This is a genomic window from Burkholderia cepacia, from assembly GCF_001039005.1.
Classification (GTDB): domain Bacteria; phylum Pseudomonadota; class Gammaproteobacteria; order Burkholderiales; family Burkholderiaceae; genus Burkholderia; species Burkholderia theae.
In genome coordinates this window covers 228,227-245,367 of sequence record NZ_LDWR01000055.1, presented here as the reverse complement: position 1 = coordinate 245,367, position 17,141 = coordinate 228,227, and the positions used below count along the sequence as shown (strand labels likewise).

The window sequence follows — 17,141 nt, the reverse complement described above, 5'->3', positions numbered from 1 at the left end:
ACCGGCGGCGTTCGCAGGAGAGACGCTGGAAATCAGTTCCCTTCGAGGAACGACTTCAGCTTGTCGGAACGGCTCGGGTGACGCAGCTTGCGCAGCGCCTTGGCCTCGATCTGACGGATCCGCTCACGCGTGACGTCGAACTGCTTGCCGACTTCCTCGAGCGTGTGATCGGTGCTCATCTCGATACCGAAGCGCATCCGCAGCACCTTCGCCTCGCGCGGCGTCAGCGAATCGAGCACGTCCTTCACGACGTCGCGCATGCTCGCATGCAGCGCGGCATCCGCCGGCGCGACCGTGTTGTTGTCCTCGATAAAGTCGCCGAGATGGGAATCGTCGTCGTCACCGATCGGCGTTTCCATCGAGATCGGCTCCTTCGCGATCTTCATGATCTTGCGGATCTTGTCTTCCGGCATCTCCATCTTCTCGGCGAGCGTTGCCGGATCCGGCTCGAGACCGGTTTCCTGCAGGATCTGCCGCGAGATGCGGTTCATCTTGTTGATCGTCTCGATCATGTGAACCGGAATACGGATCGTGCGCGCCTGGTCAGCGATCGAGCGCGTGATGGCCTGACGGATCCACCACGTCGCATAGGTCGAGAACTTGTAGCCGCGACGGTATTCGAACTTGTCCACCGCCTTCATCAGGCCGATGTTGCCTTCCTGGATCAGGTCGAGGAACTGCAGGCCGCGGTTCGTGTACTTCTTCGCGATCGAGATCACGAGACGCAAGTTCGCCTCGGTCATTTCGCGCTTCGCCTGGCGTGCCTTCAGTTCGCCGGCCGCCATCTGGCGGTTGGTTTCCTTCAGGTCCTTCAGCGGCAGCACGACGCGCGCCTGCAGGTCGAGCAGGCGCTGCTGCTGCTCGCGGATCGCCGGGATGTTGCGCGACAGGACCGCGCTGTACGAATGGCCTTCGGCCGTGATCTTCTCGGACCAGTCGAGATCCGTCTCGCTGCCCGGGAAGCGCGCGATGAATTCCGAACGCGGCATGCCGCACTTGTCGACGACCGTGTGCAGGATCTGGCGCTCGACCTGACGCACTTCATCCACTTGCGCACGCAACGTGTCGCACAGGCGCTCGACGGTACGCGCGGTGAAGCGGATCGTCATCAGCTCGGTCTGGATCGTTTCCTGCGCCTTCAGGTAGGACTTCGACTTGTAGCCTTCCTTCTCGAACGCGCGGCGCATCTTGTCGAACCACTCGCTGATCTGCGAGAACTTGTCGAGCGATGCGCGCTTGAGGGCTTCGAGCTGGGCGGCGTTGGCCGATGCCTGCGCGGCACCGTCGTCCTCCTCCTCTTCCTCTTCTTCCTCTTCCTCTTCGGCTTCCTCGTCCTCGTTCTCGATGGCTTCCGCTTCCTTCGCGGAGAAGCCGTCGGTATCGGCGGTGTCCGAAGCGTTCGGATCGAGCAGGCCGTCGACGAGTTCGTCGACGCGGATCTCTTCGTTCGCGACGCGTTCGGCCATCGCGAGGATGTCGGCGATCGTCGTCGGACACGCGGAAATCGCCATCACCATGTGACGCAGGCCGTCCTCGATCCGCTTCGCGATCTCGATTTCGCCTTCGCGCGTGAGGAGTTCGACCGTGCCCATCTCACGCATGTACATCCGGACCGGATCGGTCGTACGGCCGAATTCCGAATCGACAGTGGACAGCGCGACTTCCGCTTCCTCTTCGACTTCATCGTCCGACGACGCGGCCGGCGCGTTGTCGTTCAAGAGCAGCGTTTCCGCGTCCGGCGCCTGCTCGTAGACCGCCACGCCCATGTCGTTGAACGTGCCGATGATGCCTTCGAGGGCTTCGGTCTCGGTGAAGTTGTCCGGCAGGTGGTCGTTGATTTCGGCGTACGTGAGGAAGCCGCGCTCCTTGCCGAGCTTGATCAGCGCGCGCAGCTTCACGCGGCGCTCTTCGAGCTCCTCGGCCGTGCCGGGCGTGCTCGTCGCGAACGCTTCCTTCAGCAGCGCCTTTTCCTTGGCGCGACGATCGCGCACCTTGGATTTGCCCGGGGCAGCCGCGGCTGCGGGCTGCTCGTCGCTCTGATTTGCGTCGTCAACGACGGATACTTCGTTCAGCTTTTTGGTCATGGAGTTCGCCGTACCGGCTATATCGACTCGCGGCTGCTGGACGACAGCCGGTTGAACCGTGGGTGCATGAGTAGTACGTACTGCCGTTTCGTCCGCGGCGGCAGTCGTGTCCCTTGCGCTTTTCGCACTTGCCCGCTTCGCCGCCGGCTTGGCCGGCCCGGAGTCGGGTCTGGCGGCAGCCCGTGTTCTGGCTGCCGGCGCCGGCGCAGCCTGAGCAGTGCCGGCCGCGGTTTTCTTTCCCGTAGAGGCTGACGTGGCTGAAGACGTTGTCCTGGTGGAAGAAGCAGACTTGGCCGCTGTGACCTTCTTGGTCGGCTCCGTCGAGCCCTTGCCTGCTGCTTTCTTTCCGCCTGTCGTCTTTGCCATCGCGATTCTCGCCTCTGCTTAGAAAACAAACCGCTGGAAACCTTATATTATAGCACGCTGGGGCGCCCTCTCTAAGCGCCCCGGCCGCCTACAGCCCGAGTCGACGCTTCATGTCGGTTCGCTGCTGGTTCAATTCCGTCAGTTCGGCCAATTCCTCGGGTGTGAAGGTGGATTGCCGCGCCAGCCGGTCAAGCCGGTCGCAGCAGGCGTCATAGCGCATCTTGAGCACCGCAGCCTGCAACTCCTCCCCCGCGATCCGTTCCTGTTCACGCTGCCGCTCGGGCACCGTCTCGTCTTCCGGATTCTGTAACAGCAAATCGCGGACGTTTTCATCATAGTCCAGAATTTCGCGGAAGATTTCCTCGTAAGTCGCCCCATTCGAGGAGGTCCGCAGGACATCCGACAGCAGCCGGAACTCCGCGCCGTCGCCCAGCGCGCGCGCATGGTCGACGACTTCGGCGAACAGTTCGCCGATGCGCGGCAACGCGCGCAGGGTCGCAATCTGTTCGTCGTCGAGCTGCGACGCGATACGCGGATGCATCACCAGCGTGCGCAGCGCACGCTTTTCGCTGTCCGTCACGCGACGCCGTTCGCTGCGCGCAGGCGCCTGGCGCGGCGGCGCCGCGATCCGCGTATCGACGTCGGACAGCCCCGCGACTTCTTCGAACGGGATATCGAGACGATCGGCGAACATGTGCATGATCTGCGCGCGCAACGCGTTCGCGGGCAGCGCCTGCAGCAGCGGCTTCGCGTCGAACAGCGCCTTCGCGCGGCCTTCCGGCTGATCGAGCGCCTTGCCGGCAATTGCTTCGTTCAGCAGAAATTGCGACAGCGGCATCGCGCGCTCGACCTGCTCGGAGAACGCCTCCGCGCCGAACTCGCGGACATAGCTGTCCGGGTCGTGCTCGGTCGGCAGAAAAAGGAACCGGATCGTACGGTTGTCCGCCGCGTGCGGCAGGCACGCCTCGAGCGCACGCCGGGCCGCACGCCGCCCGGCCGAATCGCCGTCGAAACTGAAAATAACTGTGTCGGTCTGGCGCAGCAGCTTCTGCACGTGAATCGGCGTGCACGCGGTGCCGAGCGTCGCGACCGCGTTCGGGAAACCGAGCTGCGCAAGCGCGACGACGTCCATGTAACCCTCGACGACCAGCACGTACTTGCGCTCGCGAATCGCGAGCCGCGCCTCGAACAAGCCGTACAGCTCGCTGCCTTTATTGAACAGCGGCGTTTCGGGCGAGTTCAGGTACTTCGGCTCGCCGCTGCCGAGCACGCGCCCGCCGAAGCCGATCACCTGCCCCTTCACGTTGCGGATCGGGAACATGATCCGTTCGCGGAACCGGTCGTAGCGGCGCGCGGTGCCCTGCGCATCGGTTTTCTCGCTGACGATCACGAGCCCCGACTCGACCAGCGACTCGTCGCGATAGTCCGGGAACGCGGTTTCGAGGTTCTGCCAGCCGTCCGGCGCATAACCGAGCCCGAAGCGCGCGGCGATCTCGCCGGTCAGGCCCCGGTTCTTCAGATACTGGATCGCGACGGTCGCGCCGCGCAGCTGCTTGCGGTAGTAGTCGCACGCGGTGGACATCGCGTCGGACAATGCGGTCGCAACCGATTTCGACACGGGCGCCGGATAGTCGCCGCCACCGCCTCCGCCCCCACCGCCGCGCATCGACGGCTCGTGGGGCACGGTCAGCCCGACGGATTGCGCGAGTTCCTGCACTGCCTCCGGGAACGTGAGCCCCGCGTGTTCCATCAGGAAGCCGATCGCCGTGCCGTGCGCGCCGCAACCGAAGCAGTGATAGAACTGCTTGGTCGGGCTGACGGTAAACGACGGGCTCTTCTCGTTATGGAACGGGCACAGCCCCATGAAATTGGCGCCGCCCTTCTTGAGCTGCACGTACCGACCCACCACGTCGACGATATCGACGCGGTTCAGCAAATCCTGCAGGAACGAATGCGGAATCACCGTGGGATCGAGCGAAAAAAGACAATACGATGCCCGGCGCACGCATCGCTGAGCGCGCCGGGAGCGGGTTTTACTTGGTGAGCGCGGCCTTGACCTGCGCGGAAACGGCCGTCATGTCGGCACGGCCCGCGAGCTTGCCCTTCAGCACGCCCATCACCTTGCCCATGTCCTGCGGGCCGGCTGCGCCGGTTTGCGCGACCGCCGCCTGGACTTCGGCCGCCACTTCGGCGTCCGACAGTTGCGCGGGCATGTAGGCGCCCAGCACGACCAGTTCGGCCTGCTCCTTCGCGACGAGGTCGTCACGGCTGGCGGCCTGGAACTGGCTGATCGAATCCTTGCGCTGCTTGATCATCTTGTCGATCACGGCCGTGATGCCCGCGTCGTCGAGCGTGACCCGATCATCGACCTCGCGCTGCTTGATCGCGGCCATCAGCAGTCGAATCGTCGACAGGCGCTCGCTGTCCTTCGCGCGCATCGCGGTCTTCATGTCTTCGCTGATCTGCTCTTTCAAACTCATCTTTCACCCGGGATGGAAACGTGAATCCGACGCCCGCGAACAGGCGTCAACACAAAAACCCGCTTGGGACAGTGTCTCAAGCGGGTTGCTCGAATCCGGCATCGGCGGCTCGCTGCCTGATCGGTCAACTGAGCGGTTTCCCGACCGGCTGCACGATTGCGCTTGATCGTCCGTGATCGCGCCCGATCGCACGAAGTCGCCGGTGCGCCGCTTGGCGAATCGCGCGGCGCCCAATTGTTCAGTACAACTTCTTCGGCAACGTCTGGCTGCGGATACGCTTGTAATGACGCTTCACCGCAGCAGCCTTCTTGCGCTTGCGCTCCGCGGTCGGCTTCTCGAAAAACTCGCGCGCACGAAGTTCGGTCAACAAACCGTTCTTCTCGATCGTGCGCTTGAAGCGACGCATTGCAACTTCGAACGGCTCGTTCTCTTTAACGCGAATGATCGTCATGATCCGACACGAATAAAGGTTTGCAGGGAAAGACTACCGAGTATAGCAGAGCGATTGCTCAAAGGCACGGGGCCTGGTCCCGCTAAAACCAGGCTTGCCGGGCATGTCACGCGCCCCGCGAATACTCCGCCGCGGCCTGCCCGGCCGCCGTGCCGGACGCCCACGCCCACTGGAAGTTGTAGCCGCCGAGCCAGCCCGTCACGTCCACCGCCTCGCCGATGAAGTACAGCCCCGGCACCCGCGCGCTCATCATCGTCGCCGACGACAGTTCCCGCGTATCGACGCCGCCCTTCGTCACCTCGGCCTTCTTGTAGCCCTCGGTGCCGTTCGGTGTCAGCGTCCAGCCGGACAGCGCGTCGCCGATCTGGCGCAACGTCTTGTCGGGTAGGTCTGCAAGCCGCGCGTCGGCCGCGACGCGATGCGTGTCGAGCCATGCATGCGCGAGGCGCGACGGCACCCAGTCCGCGAGCAGCGAACCGATCTGGCGTTTCGACGTGCGCTTCGCGTCGAGCAGGTCGGCCACCGTGTCGCGCTGCGGCAGCAGGTCGACGCGGATCGGGTCGCCAGGCTGCCAGTAGCTCGAGATCTGCAGAATGCCGGGCCCGGACAGGCCGCGGTGGGTCAGCAGCAGGTCCTCGACGAATTCGCCGCCGCGCTTCTTGTCGCCGGTCGACACGCGCACTTCGAGCGATACGCCGGACAACGCCGCGAACGGCTCCCAGTCCTGCTGCGCGAACGTGAGCGGCACGAGCGCGGGCCGCGTATCGATGAGCTTGTGGCCGAACTGCTTTGCGAGCCGGTAGCCGAAGTCGGTCGCGCCGATCTTCGGGATCGACAGGCCGCCGGTCGCGATGATCAGTGCGCGCGCACCGATCGGCCCCGCCTGCTGCGTGTCGAGCGTAAAGCCGTCGGACGGTGCGTGACGCACCGCGTCGACGACGACCGGCCGGCGCCACGCGACGCCGCCCGCATCGCACTCGTGCTTCAGCACATCGATGACCGCGTCGCTGCCGTGGTCGCAAAAGAGCTGGCCCTTGTGCTTTTCGTGCCAGGTCACGTGATGGCGTTTGAGCAGCCCGAGGAAGTCGCGCGGCGTATAGCGCGCCAGCGCCGAGCGCGCGAAATGCGGATTCGACGACAGGTAGTTGTCGGGGCCTGCGTACAGGTTCGTGAAGTTGCAGCGGCCGCCACCCGAGATGCGGATTTTCTCGGCGAGCCGCGGCGCGTGATCGATCAGCACGACGCGGCGGCCGAGCTGCCCGGCGACCGCGGCGCTCATCATCCCGGCGGCGCCCGCGCCGATCACGGCGATGTCATAAGTTTCCATGGCGCGGATTGTACCTGCCCGGCATCGGGCCCGGGCCGCAGCCAGCGGCGGCCGGCCCTCGCCTGCTATAATTTCCGGTTACGTTGACCTTCCTGCGGCGCGCTCGATACGGCGCGCCCCGCCCGCACCCATGCTCGTTCTCGGCATCGAAAGCTCCTGTGACGAAACCGGCCTCGCGCTCTACGACACGCAGCGCGGCCTGCTCGCACACGCGCTCCACTCGCAGATCGCGATGCACCGCGACTACGGCGGCGTCGTGCCCGAACTCGCATCGCGCGACCACATCCGCCGCGCGCTGCCGCTGCTCGAGGAAGTGATGGCGCAAAGCGGCACGCGCCGCGACGACATCGACGCGATCGCGTTCACGCAAGGCCCCGGCCTCGCCGGCGCGCTGCTGGTCGGCGCGAGCATCGCGAATGCGCTCGCGCTCGCCTGGAACAAGCCGACCGTCGGCATCCATCACCTCGAAGGCCACCTGCTGTCGCCGCTGCTCGTCGCGGAGCCGCCGCCGTTCCCGTTCGTCGCGCTGCTGGTTTCCGGCGGCCACACGCAACTGATGCGCGTGACCGACGTCGGCGTGTACGAGACGCTCGGCGAAACGCTCGACGACGCGGCCGGCGAAGCATTCGACAAGACGGCGAAGCTGATCGGCCTCGGCTATCCGGGCGGCCCGGAAGTGTCGAAGCTCGCTGAAACGGGCACGCCGGGCGCGGTCGTGCTGCCCCGCCCGATGCTGCACTCGGGCGATCTCGACTTCAGCTTCAGCGGCCTGAAGACGGCCGTGCTCACGCAGATGAAGAAGTTCGAAGCGGCGCAGCTGACCGGTGAAGCGCTCGAACGCGCGAAGGCCGACCTCGCGCGCGGCTTCGTCGACGCGGCCGTCGACGTGCTCGTCGCGAAGTCGCTCGCGGCGCTGAAGAAAACGAAGCTCAAGCGCCTCGTGGTCGCGGGCGGCGTCGGCGCAAACCGTCAGTTGCGCGACGCGCTGTCGGCCGCCGCCGCGAAACGCGGCTTCAACGTGCATTACCCCGATCTCGCGCTGTGCACCGACAACGGCGCGATGATCGCGCTCGCCGGCGCATTGCGGCTCGCGCGCTGGCCCGAGCAGGCGAATGCCGACTACGCATTCACGGTAAAGCCGCGCTGGGATCTCGCATCGCTCGCACGCTGAGCCGCACAACGCGACGCCCAGGCAGAACAACAAAAAGGCCGCTCAAACGAGCGGCCTTTTTCATCGGCGCGACAAAACGCCGCGGCGTTATGCCGCTAGCCGCTTGTCGCGTTCGATCAGCGCATACGCGCTGTGATTGTGGATCGATTCGAAGTTCTCGGCTTCGAGCACGTACGCAACGACGCGCTCGTCCGCATCGAGACGCTGCGCGACATCGCGCACGAGATCCTCGACGAACTTCGGGTTCTCGTATGCACGCTCGGTGACGAACTTCTCGTCCGGGCGCTTCAGCAGGCCCCACAGCTCGCACGACGCCTCTTCTTCGGCGATGCGGATCAGCGCCTCGACCGGCAGGTCGCCCGCGAGTTCGGCATCGATCGTCACGTGCGAGCGCTGGTTGTGCGCGCCGTACTGCGAGATCTTCTTCGAGCACGGGCACAGGCTCGTCACGGGCACGAGCACCTTCAGGAACAGGCGCGTGTCGCCGTTGCGGCTTTCGCCCGCAAGCGTCACTTCATAATCGAGCAGGCTCTGCACGCCGGACACCGGCGCCGTCTTGTTCACGAAATACGGAAACGTCACCTCGATACGGCCGGCCTCGGCTTCGAGTTTCTCGAGCATCGACGCGAGCATCGTGCGGAAACGCTCGACCGTCAGCGGCGCGCGGTTCTCTTCGAGCAGCGCGACGAAGCGCGACATGTGCGTGCCCTTCTGGTCGGCCGGCAGACGCACATCGAGATTCCAGACACCGACGGTCGGCTGCACGTCGCCGCTTTCGGTACACACCGTCAACGGATGCCGGACCGCCTTCACGCCCACGCGCTGAATCGGAATCTGGCGGGTATCCACCGTGCTCTGCACGTCGGGCATCACGAAGGCGGGATTCATCTGGTTCATCTTGTTCAATCCTTGTAAGCCGCGCGTTCGACAACGCGCACGCCGCGTCATGCGGCAGCCGGAAAAGCAACATGGGCCCGCAGGCCCATGTTTTCCGCATCAATGAAGACCGGTTGCGCCAGTCGCACCAACACCGCCCGCGGGCGGTGCCAGCTTACGCGACGCGCTTCGCCTGACCGGCGACATCGGCCGCCGGGTTCAGGAAGCGTTCGCGAATCGATTTCGCGATGCCCGCGCCGTCGAGGCCGCATTGCGACAACAGCTTTGCGTGGTCGCCGTGATCGACGAACTGGTCAGGGAGGCCCAATTGTAGTACGGGTCGGATAACCCCACTCTCCATCAGGGCTTCCACGCACGCCGAGCCCGCGCCGCCCATCACGCAGCCTTCCTCGATCGTCACGAGGTAGTCGTGCGTCTCGGCGAGTTCGCGCACGAGCGCGGCATCGACCGGCTTCACGAAGCGCATGTTCGCGACGGTTGCGTCGAGTTCCTCGGCCGCGGCGAGCGACGGTGCGACCATCGTGCCGAACGCGAGGATCGCGACGCGCTTGCCTTCCGGCTGTGCCGTGTGGCGACGCACTTCACCCTTGCCGAGCGGGATTTCGGTGAGTTCCTTCACCGTCGGCACGCCCGTGCCCGCGCCGCGCGGATAGCGCACCGCGGTCGGGTTCGGCTGCTGCAGCGCCGTGTGCAGCATCTGGCGGCATTCGTTTTCGTCGGATGCCGTCATGACCGTCATGTTCGGGATGCAGCGCATGAACGCGAGATCGTACGCACCCGCGTGCGTCGCGCCATCCGCGCCGACGAGGCCCGCGCGGTCGATCGCGAACACGACCGGCAGGTTCTGCAGCGCGACGTCGTGGATCAGCTGGTCGTAACCACGCTGCAGGAACGTCGAGTAGATCGCGACGACCGGTTTGAGCCCTTCGGTCGCGAGGCCACCCGCGAACGTCACCGCGTGCTGCTCGGCGATGCCGACGTCGTAGTAGCGATCCTTGAAGCGCTTCTCGAACTCGACCATGCCCGAGCCTTCGCGCATCGCGGGCGTGATGCCGACGACGCGCGAATCGCGCTCGGCTTCGTCGCACAGCCACTCGCCGAACACCTGCGTGTACGTCTTCTTCGCGGGCGTGGGCGACGGCTTGATGCCTTCGGCCGGATTGAACTTGCCGGGGCCGTGATAAAGCACGGGATCGGCTTCGGCAAGCTTGTAGCCCTGGCCTTTCTTCGTCACCACGTGCAGGAACTGCGGGCCGCGCAGTTCGCGGATGTTCTGCAGCGTCGGGATCAGCGAATCGAGATCGTGACCGTCGATCGGGCCGATGTAGTTGAAGCCGAATTCCTCGAACAGCGTGGCCGGCACGACCATGCCCTTCGCATGCTCCTCGAGCTTGCGTGCGAGTTCGAGCACCGGCGGCGCCACGCTCAGCACGCGCTCGACGCCCGCGCGCGCGGCCGCATAGAAGCGGCCCGACATCAGGCGTGCGAGATGGCGATTCAGCGCGCCGACCGGCGGCGAGATCGACATGTCGTTGTCGTTCAGGATCACGAGCAGCTTCGCGTCTTCCGACACGCCCGCGTTGTTCATCGCCTCGAACGCCATGCCGGCCGTCATCGCGCCGTCGCCGATCACGGCGATCGAGAAGCGGTCGTCGCCATTCAGCTGGCTGCCGATCGCCATACCGAGCGCGGCCGAAATCGACGTGCTCGAATGCGCGGTGCCGAATGTGTCGTATTCGGATTCGCTGCGGCGCGGGAAGCCCGAGATCCCGTCGTACTGACGCAGCGAATGCATCTGGTCGCGGCGGCCCGTCAGGATCTTGTGCGGATAGGTCTGGTGGCCCACATCCCAGACGATGCGATCGTTCGGCGTGTTGAACACGTAGTGCAACGCGATCGTCAGCTCGACCGTCCCGAGGTTGGACGACAAATGGCCGCCCGTCTTCGACACGCTGTCGAGCACGAACGCGCGCAGTTCATCCGCGAGCGGTTGCAGTTGGCGACGATCGAGGCGGCGCAAATCCGCCGGGTCGTCGATGGTTTTCAGCAAGTCGTACATCGTCGTTCCATTGTAGGAAATCAAACGCGCCCGCATTCTTTTGCACGCACCGTAGCGTGTGCGCGGCGGCGGGCTTTCGCGTCAGCTGACCCGGTTCACTACCAGGTCGGCAAGTTCGGCGAGACGCTGTGCGCGTGCGCCGAACGGTTTCAACGCATCATGCGCTTCGGCGCGCAGTTGCGCTGCGAGCTCGCGCGACGCCTCGAGGCCGAGGATCGAAACGTAGGTCGGCTTGTCGTTCGCGGCATCCTTGCCGGCCGTCTTGCCGAGCGTCGCCGAATCGGTCGTGACGTCGAGAATATCGTCGACGACCTGGAAGGCCAGACCCACGGCCCCCGCATAGACGTCGAGCGCAGCCATCGTTTCCGCCGTCGGCGTTTCGCCGGCCAGTGCGCCCATCCGCACGGCCGCGCGCAGCAACGCGCCCGTCTTCATCCGGTGCATCGTCTCGAGCTGCTCGCGCGTCAGCTTCAGGCCGACGCTCGCCAGGTCGATCGCCTGCCCGCCGGCCATGCCGATCGAGCCGCTCGCGAGCGCAAGCTCGCGCACGAGCGCCGCCTGCTGCACCGGCGACAGCGCATCGGCGTCGGTCAGCGCAACGAACGCCTGCGATTGCAGCGCGTCGCCGACGAGCAGTGCCGTCGGCTCGTCGTACTGCACGTGCACGGTCGGCTTGCCGCGCCGCAGCGCGTCGTCGTCCATGCACGGCATGTCGTCGTGCACGAGCGAGTAGACGTGGATCATCTCCAGCGCCGCCGCCGCCGCGTTGCGCGCCGCTTCCGTCGCGCCGGTCAACTCGCCTGCTGCATGGCACAGCAGCGGGCGAACGCGTTTGCCGCCGCCGAGGACCGCGTAGCGCATCGCCTCGTGGAGTTGCGCGGGCATCGCGGTTTCAGCGGGCAAATAATGGCCGAGTGCGTCTTCGACACGGTCAAGCACGGACCGCATCCATTGTTCGAATGTCATAGATCGTCGTCTTCGCCGTCCGTGGCGGCCGTTCCGGACGAAAGCGGCTTCAGCGTCGCGCCGTCGAGCACGCGAACCTGCTGTTCCACTTTCTCAAGCTGCTGTTGGCAAAACGCAACGAGGGCCGCACCGCGGCGGTATGCCGTCAGTGAATCCTCGAGGCTCAACGCGCCGCCTTCCATCCGGGCAACCAGCGTCTCGAGTTCCGCGAGCGCCATCTCATAATTGTCCGGCAACGGTTCGGTGCCATTACCGGGCGGCGTGGCGCCTGGGGATGCGGTTTTCGCCATGGACGAGGGTGTCAAATTTCAAAACAAGTCGGACATTCTACGGCAAAAGAGAATTCTCCGATCTGCCGACGTGGGCGGCCTCGCGCATATTCTGGCCCCACCTCCAATGCACAGTGTGCGCCTCCTGATTGTCGCCGGACAAAAAATTGACACAAATCAGGCACTTAATTCTAGCCTTGCGAGGCGAACCGGGTATAATTCTCCGTTTCCCTAAATCGATTTTTCGATGGTTGGGTTGTTCACTGCTTTCACGCTAACACCGGGAGTGGGAATGTCCAATCTGAGCGATGCGCTTCAGTTGAAGTCGGCTCACAGCCAGCTTCCAGTCACTGCATACTTCGATGAGGCGCTACTCGAGCGCGAGATCGAAACCCTCTTCAAGAAAGGACCTCGTTACGTCGGGCACGAGTTGATGGTGCCCGAGGCGGGGAATTATTTTGCGCTGCCGTCCGAGAAGGAAGGCCGCGTGCTGGTCCGCAACCAGGCGAACCAGATCGAACTGCTGTCGAACGTCTGCCGCCACCGGCAGGCCATCATGCTCAACGGGCGCGGCCACACGCAGAACATCGTGTGCCCGCTGCACCGCTGGACGTACGATCTGGAAGGCGAACTGCTCGGCGCGCCGCACTTCCCCGAGAAGCCGTGCCTGAACCTCGGCAAGAGCCCGCTGCAGAACTGGCAGGGGTTGCTGTTCGAGGCCGAAGGCCGGAATGTCGCGCGCGACCTCGCCCACCTCGGCACCAAACATCACTTCGACTTCTCCGAGTACCTCTTCGATCACGTCGAAGTGCACGAGTGCGATTACAACTGGAAGACGTTCATCGAGGTCTACCTCGAGGATTACCACGTCGTCCCGTTCCACCCGGGCCTCGGCAGCTTCGTGTCGTGCGACGACCTCAAGTGGGAGTTCGGCGACTGGTACAGCGTGCAGACGGTCGGCGTGCACAACGCGCTCGCGAAACCGGGCAGCGCGACTTACCAGAAATGGCACGAGCAGGTGCTGAAGTTCCGCAACGGCGTGCCGCCGGAGTTCGGCGCGATCTGGATGGTCTACTACCCGGGCCTGATGATCGAGTGGTATCCGCACGTCCTCGTCGTGTCGTGGCTGATCCCGCGCGGCCCGCAGAAGACGACCAACATCGTCGAGTTCTATTACCCCGAGGAAATCGCGCTGTTCGAACGCGAATTCGTCGAGGCCGAACGCGCCGCCTATATGGAAACGGCCGTCGAGGACGACGAGATCGCGATACGGATGGACGCAGGCCGCCGTGCGCTGATGGCACGCGGCGAGTCGCAGGTCGGCCCGTACCAGAGCCCGATGGAAGACGGCATGCAGCACTTCCACGAGTTCCTGCGCCGCCACCTCGGCGACATCTGACGGCCGGTGCGGCGCTTTGTCGCCGCGCCCCATCCGGCAGACGAAAAGACGGGCTTCGGCCCGTCTTTTTTTGTTTAGACTTGGAGTGTCAGGTCATTCGCACTCCAGGGAGCCGTCATGCCACACACCCATTACACCACGCTCATCTCCGCCGCCAATCTCGCCGAGCGCCTGGCCGCGGCGCCCGGCAGCGTCGTTCTGTTCGATTGCCGCTTCGATCTCGCCGATCCGGGCGCGGGCGAAGCCGCCTATGCGGCCGGCCATATCCCCGGCGCGCAGTACCTTCATCTCGACCGCGACCTGTCGGGCCGCAAGACGGGCACCAACGGCCGCCATCCGTTGCCGACCCGCGACGCACTCGCCACACTGCTCGCCAGCCGCGGCCTCAAGCAGGGCCAGCAGGTCGTCGCGTACGACGCGCAAGGCAGCGCCTATGCGGCGCGCCTGTGGTGGCTGCTGCGCTGGCTCGGCCACGATTCGGTCGCCGTACTCGACGGCGGCCTGCAGGCCTGGGAAGCAGCCGGCCAGCCGCTGGCGACCGACGTGCCGCAGCCGGCCGCCGGCGACTTCCGCGCGGGCGCGCCGCTCGAATCGACGGTCGACGCGGCAGCCGTGCTCGCGAACATCAAGTCGCCCACGCGCGTCGTGATCGATGCTCGCGCACCGGACCGCTACCGCGGCGAAAACGAAACGATCGATCGTGTCGGCGGCCACATCCCCGGCGCGCGCAACCGGTTCTTCAAGGACAACCTGACCGCCGACGGCCGCTTCAAGACCGGCCATGAACTGCGCGAGACCTTCTCCGCGCTGCTGGCGGGCATCGAACCGAACAGCGTGATCCTGCAATGCGGCTCCGGCGTCACCGCCTGCCACAACGCGCTTGCGCTGGAGATTGCAGGGCTGCACGGCGCGTCGCTGTATCCGGGTTCGTGGAGCGAATGGAGCGCCGATCCGTCGCGGCCGATCGCCACCGGCCCGACGCCGTAAGCGAGGGCGAAGCGCGGCAGCGAAGCGGCGGCATGTGCCGCCGCTTGCCGTTTACAGCACGCCGTACTTGCGGAGCCACTCGATCGCGCGCTTCCAGCCGTCCTCGGCATCGGCCTTGACGTAGCTCGGCCGGTAATCGGCGAAGAACGCGTGGCCGGCATCCGGATACACGACGATCTCCGATGCGCGCGCGAGCTTCGAATCGCTGGTCTGGATCGCCTTGCGCATGTCGGCCAGCGACGCCTGCGTGATGTTCGTATCCTTCTCGCCGTACAGCCCGAGCACGGGCACCTTCAGCTGCGATGCGTGGTCGACCGGATTGAACGGCGTCATCTCGTCGGTCTTGCCCTCGACGAACCCGTACCACGCAACGGCCGCCCGCACGTGCGGGTTGTGTTCCGCATACAGCCACGCCTGGCGGCCGCCCCAGCAGAACCCCGTCATACCCAGACGCGTCAGGTCGCCGCCGTTCTTGCCGGCCCAGGCGACGGTCGCATCGAGATCCTCGGTCACTTGCCGGTCCGGCACCTTGCTGATGATGTTGTCGAACAGATCCTTCATCGTCGGATACTTCGACGCGTTGCCCTGCCGCGCGAACAGGTCGGGCGCGATCGCGAGGTAGCCGAGCTTCGCGAAGCGGCGGCAGACGTCGGCGATATGCGCATGCACGCCGAAGATCTCGTGGATCACGATGATGACCGGCAGGTTCGTCTTGCCGGCCGGCTGCGCACGATAGGCCGGCACGCTCGCGTCGCCGGAGCGGATCTCGACGGTGTCGACGTCCAGCCCGGCGCTGTCGGTCGTGACCGTCTGCGCCGACACAGGCAGCACGGCCGCCGCGAAGGTGCCGCCCAGCGCGGCCTGCATGAACTTGCGGCGCGAGAACGGGACGTGGGGGACCAGGCTGTCGACTTCGGGTTTCAACATGAATGCACTCCTCGATTGAGCGCCACCGTCACGATCATGGATGCGGCATGACGGAGCATCGTGTCGGCGCGCGGCGCGAATATCGCGGCGGTTGGCACCCCGCCGCAAACGAAAACTCGGACAAGATGCCCAATAATCCGTTGTCGCGTCAACTGTCAGATGTGTAAGACTCAATTACGACGATTCGATCCGGCCGCTCCAATCGTAGCGCGGCCAGTGTATTTCGATCGTCGTTGCGCGACCGGATGCTTGCGAAATGAAACGGAAAACGCGCGGACGATGCCGCCCGGCAAGCGCACACACGACCGTCCGGCTGCCCGCAAAAACAACGGGCGGGGAACACGCATGCCGTGCGCACTCTCCGCCCGCCCCTCGCGCAAACGCGCGGTCAGTGCAGCTTGACGCGCGGCAGCGTCGTGCGCCGCAGCCAGTGCGCGACCGTGTCGAGCATCATCCGCGGATAGCCGTGCAGCGCCGCGATGTGCAGCCGGTACAGCGACATGTACATGAAGCGCGCGAACAGCCCTTCGATCAGCATGTTGCCGCCGATCAGCCCGCCCATCAGGTTGCCGACCGCGCTGAAGTGGCCAAGCGACACGAGCGAACCGAAATCGCGATACGTGAACTCCGGCAGCGGACGCCCTTCGAGCCGGCAGCTGATCGCCTTCAGCAGGAAGCTTGCCTGCTGGTGCGCGGCCTGCGCGCGCGGCGGCACGTTGCGTTCGTTGCCGGGCCACACGCATGCCGCGCAATCGCCGAGCGCGAACACGTTGTCGTCGGTGAAGGTCTGCAGCGTGCGGCGCACGTCGAGCTGGCCGAGCTTGTTGACCTGGAGGCCGTCGAGATGCGAGAGCACCGACGGCGCCTTGATGCCGGCCGCCCAGACCGTCAGGTCCGCACGCACCGTCTTGCCGCTCGCGGTATGCACGAGCCCCGGCGCGACCTCGGTCACGCGCTCGCTGAGCATCAGCCGCACGCCGAGCTTTTCGAGCAGTTCGGCAGTCGCCGCCGACACGCGCTCCTGCAGCGCCGGCAGAATCCGCGGCCCCGATTCGATCAGCACGATGCCGACGTCGTGACGCGGGTCGAGCTTGTGCAGCCCGTACACGGACAGCACCTGTGCCGTGTTGCGCAGCTCCGCGGACAGCTCGACGCCCGTCGCGCCGCCGCCGACGATCACGACCTGGATGCGCGGCTCGGCCGTGTCGCCCGGCGCGGTCGGCGCCGGTGCCTGGTGCTCGGCGCGCATGCACGCGGCGATCAGCCGCTTGCGGAAGCGCTCGGCCTCCCCGACCGTATCGAGCGCGATCGCGTTTTCCGGCGCGCCCTGCACGCCGAAGAAGTGGGTCGTACTGCCGATCGCGATCACGAGCGTGTCATATTCCAGCTCGCGCGCCGGCAGCAGTTCCTCGCCGTCGCTGTCGTTGATCGGCGAAAGCGTGACGCGCTTGGCCGCGCGGTCGAGCCCGGTCAGCTCGCCCTGCTGGAACTCGAAGCCGTGCCAGCGCGCCTGCGCCGCATATTCGAGCTCCTGCGTGAACGGGTCCATGCTGCCGGCCGCCACCTCGTGCAGCAGCGGTTTCCAGATGTGGGTCGGATTGCGGTCGACGAGCGTGACAAGCGCACGCGCGGGACGATTGCCGCGTGCGCCGTAACGGTCGCCGAGCCGCGTCGCCAGTTCCAGGCCGCCCGCGCCTCCGCCTACGATGATGATCCGATGCATCTGATTCCCCCTTTGCGATTCGAAACTGCTGCCGC

The 17,141-nt window shown here is 65.6% G+C and carries 15 protein-coding genes; 4 read left to right on the top strand and 11 right to left on the bottom strand.

What is annotated here, in order from left to right:
- Nucleotides 1-32: 32 nt before the first annotated feature.
- The 3 genes from rpoD to VL15_RS29660 form a co-directional block, all read right to left on the bottom strand.
- Nucleotides 33-2,450, bottom strand: a complete 2,418-nt coding sequence (gene rpoD, locus VL15_RS29675; RefSeq protein WP_080970994.1) for an RNA polymerase sigma factor RpoD — start codon at nucleotides 2,448-2,450, stop codon at nucleotides 33-35.
- Nucleotides 2,451-2,538: 88 nt separating this feature from the next.
- Nucleotides 2,539-4,413 (bottom strand): DNA primase, encoded by a 1,875-nt coding sequence (dnaG, locus tag VL15_RS29665; RefSeq protein WP_048250246.1) that lies wholly within the window; start codon nucleotides 4,411-4,413, stop codon nucleotides 2,539-2,541.
- 70 nt (nucleotides 4,414-4,483) lie between these two features.
- The gene (locus tag VL15_RS29660) at nucleotides 4,484-4,930 is read right to left on the bottom strand and encodes a GatB/YqeY domain-containing protein (protein ID WP_048250245.1); all 447 of its coding nucleotides are present in this window, start codon (nucleotides 4,928-4,930) and stop codon (nucleotides 4,484-4,486) included.
- Here VL15_RS29660 and VL15_RS42860 point away from each other — a divergent pair.
- The gene (locus tag VL15_RS42860; protein ID WP_196319639.1) at nucleotides 4,899-5,096 is read left to right on the top strand and encodes a hypothetical protein; all 198 of its coding nucleotides are present in this window, start codon (nucleotides 4,899-4,901) and stop codon (nucleotides 5,094-5,096) included. The two genes, VL15_RS29660 and VL15_RS42860, sit on opposite strands and share 32 nt — an antisense overlap.
- A 72-nt stretch (nucleotides 5,097-5,168) precedes the next feature.
- On the opposite strand, the gene rpsU is transcribed toward VL15_RS42860, so the two are convergent.
- The gene (gene rpsU / locus VL15_RS29655; protein ID WP_006751743.1) at nucleotides 5,169-5,381 is read right to left on the bottom strand and encodes a 30S ribosomal protein S21; all 213 of its coding nucleotides are present in this window, start codon (nucleotides 5,379-5,381) and stop codon (nucleotides 5,169-5,171) included.
- A gap of 106 nt (nucleotides 5,382-5,487) precedes the next feature.
- Nucleotides 5,488-6,717 (bottom strand): NAD(P)/FAD-dependent oxidoreductase, encoded by a 1,230-nt coding sequence (locus tag VL15_RS29650; RefSeq protein WP_268991238.1) that lies wholly within the window; start codon nucleotides 6,715-6,717, stop codon nucleotides 5,488-5,490.
- Nucleotides 6,718-6,838: 121 nt separating this feature from the next.
- On the opposite strand from VL15_RS29650, the gene tsaD reads away from it, so the two are divergent.
- The gene (tsaD, locus tag VL15_RS29645) at nucleotides 6,839-7,879 is read left to right on the top strand and encodes a tRNA (adenosine(37)-N6)-threonylcarbamoyltransferase complex transferase subunit TsaD (protein WP_048250243.1); all 1,041 of its coding nucleotides are present in this window, start codon (nucleotides 6,839-6,841) and stop codon (nucleotides 7,877-7,879) included.
- 87 nt (nucleotides 7,880-7,966) lie between these two features.
- Here tsaD and folE2 read toward each other — a convergent pair whose 3' ends face one another.
- The 4 genes from folE2 to VL15_RS29625 form a co-directional block, all read right to left on the bottom strand.
- Nucleotides 7,967-8,776 carry a GTP cyclohydrolase FolE2 gene (gene folE2, locus VL15_RS29640; RefSeq protein ID WP_048250242.1) on the bottom strand — a complete coding sequence of 270 codons (810 nt, stop codon included), beginning with the start codon at nucleotides 8,774-8,776 and terminating at the stop codon, nucleotides 7,967-7,969.
- A gap of 154 nt (nucleotides 8,777-8,930) precedes the next feature.
- Complete coding sequence (dxs, locus tag VL15_RS29635; protein WP_048250241.1) at nucleotides 8,931-10,835, bottom strand: 1-deoxy-D-xylulose-5-phosphate synthase; 1,905 nt, start codon at nucleotides 10,833-10,835, stop codon at nucleotides 8,931-8,933.
- An 81-nt stretch (nucleotides 10,836-10,916) separates the two neighbouring features.
- On the bottom strand, nucleotides 10,917-11,801 hold the full coding sequence (locus VL15_RS29630) for a polyprenyl synthetase family protein (RefSeq protein WP_048250240.1): 885 nt from the start codon (nucleotides 11,799-11,801) through the stop codon (nucleotides 10,917-10,919).
- On the bottom strand, nucleotides 11,798-12,091 hold the full coding sequence (locus VL15_RS29625) for an exodeoxyribonuclease VII small subunit (protein ID WP_034185738.1): 294 nt from the start codon (nucleotides 12,089-12,091) through the stop codon (nucleotides 11,798-11,800). Before VL15_RS29625 ends, VL15_RS29630 begins: the two co-directional genes overlap by 4 nt.
- Nucleotides 12,092-12,362: 271 nt before the next feature.
- Here VL15_RS29625 and VL15_RS29620 point away from each other — a divergent pair, with 271 nt between their 5' ends.
- A complete protein-coding gene (locus VL15_RS29620; RefSeq protein WP_048250239.1) occupies nucleotides 12,363-13,469 on the top strand; it encodes an aromatic ring-hydroxylating oxygenase subunit alpha in 1,107 nt (368 codons plus the stop codon).
- 117 nt (nucleotides 13,470-13,586) lie between these two features.
- Nucleotides 13,587-14,456 carry a sulfurtransferase gene (locus VL15_RS29615; RefSeq protein WP_048250238.1) on the top strand — a complete coding sequence of 290 codons (870 nt, stop codon included), beginning with the start codon at nucleotides 13,587-13,589 and terminating at the stop codon, nucleotides 14,454-14,456.
- 51 nt (nucleotides 14,457-14,507) lie between these two features.
- Here VL15_RS29615 and VL15_RS29610 read toward each other — a convergent pair whose 3' ends face one another.
- Together VL15_RS29610 and VL15_RS29605 are read right to left on the bottom strand one after the other, a co-directional pair.
- On the bottom strand, nucleotides 14,508-15,383 hold the full coding sequence (locus VL15_RS29610; protein WP_048250237.1) for a dienelactone hydrolase family protein: 876 nt from the start codon (nucleotides 15,381-15,383) through the stop codon (nucleotides 14,508-14,510).
- 388 nt (nucleotides 15,384-15,771) lie between these two features.
- Nucleotides 15,772-17,106, bottom strand: a complete 1,335-nt coding sequence (locus VL15_RS29605) for an NAD(P)/FAD-dependent oxidoreductase (RefSeq protein WP_048250236.1) — start codon at nucleotides 17,104-17,106, stop codon at nucleotides 15,772-15,774.
- Between the last annotated feature and the right edge of the window lie 35 nt (nucleotides 17,107-17,141).

Bases quoted from the DNA above. Each gene is read 5' to 3' on its own strand.
- rpoD (WP_080970994.1), bottom strand. From the start codon at position 2,450: ATGGCAAAGACGACAGGCGGAAAGAAAGCAGCAGGCAAGGGCTCGACG.
- VL15_RS42860 (WP_196319639.1), top strand. From the start codon at position 4,899: ATGTCTTCGCTGATCTGCTCTTTCAAACTCATCTTTCACCCGGGATGG.
- VL15_RS29660 (WP_048250245.1), bottom strand. From the start codon at position 4,930: ATGAGTTTGAAAGAGCAGATCAGCGAAGACATGAAGACCGCGATGCGC.
- rpsU (WP_006751743.1), bottom strand. From the start codon at position 5,381: ATGACGATCATTCGCGTTAAAGAGAACGAGCCGTTCGAAGTTGCAATG.
- tsaD (WP_048250243.1), top strand. From the start codon at position 6,839: ATGCTCGTTCTCGGCATCGAAAGCTCCTGTGACGAAACCGGCCTCGCG.
- folE2 (WP_048250242.1), bottom strand. From the start codon at position 8,776: ATGAACCAGATGAATCCCGCCTTCGTGATGCCCGACGTGCAGAGCACG.
- dxs (WP_048250241.1), bottom strand. From the start codon at position 10,835: ATGTACGACTTGCTGAAAACCATCGACGACCCGGCGGATTTGCGCCGC.
- VL15_RS29630 (WP_048250240.1), bottom strand. From the start codon at position 11,801: ATGACATTCGAACAATGGATGCGGTCCGTGCTTGACCGTGTCGAAGAC.
- VL15_RS29625 (WP_034185738.1), bottom strand. From the start codon at position 12,091: ATGGCGAAAACCGCATCCCCAGGCGCCACGCCGCCCGGTAATGGCACC.
- VL15_RS29620 (WP_048250239.1), top strand. From the start codon at position 12,363: ATGTCCAATCTGAGCGATGCGCTTCAGTTGAAGTCGGCTCACAGCCAG.
- VL15_RS29615 (WP_048250238.1), top strand. From the start codon at position 13,587: ATGCCACACACCCATTACACCACGCTCATCTCCGCCGCCAATCTCGCC.
- VL15_RS29610 (WP_048250237.1), bottom strand. From the start codon at position 15,383: ATGTTGAAACCCGAAGTCGACAGCCTGGTCCCCCACGTCCCGTTCTCG.
- VL15_RS29605 (WP_048250236.1), bottom strand. From the start codon at position 17,106: ATGCATCGGATCATCATCGTAGGCGGAGGCGCGGGCGGCCTGGAACTG.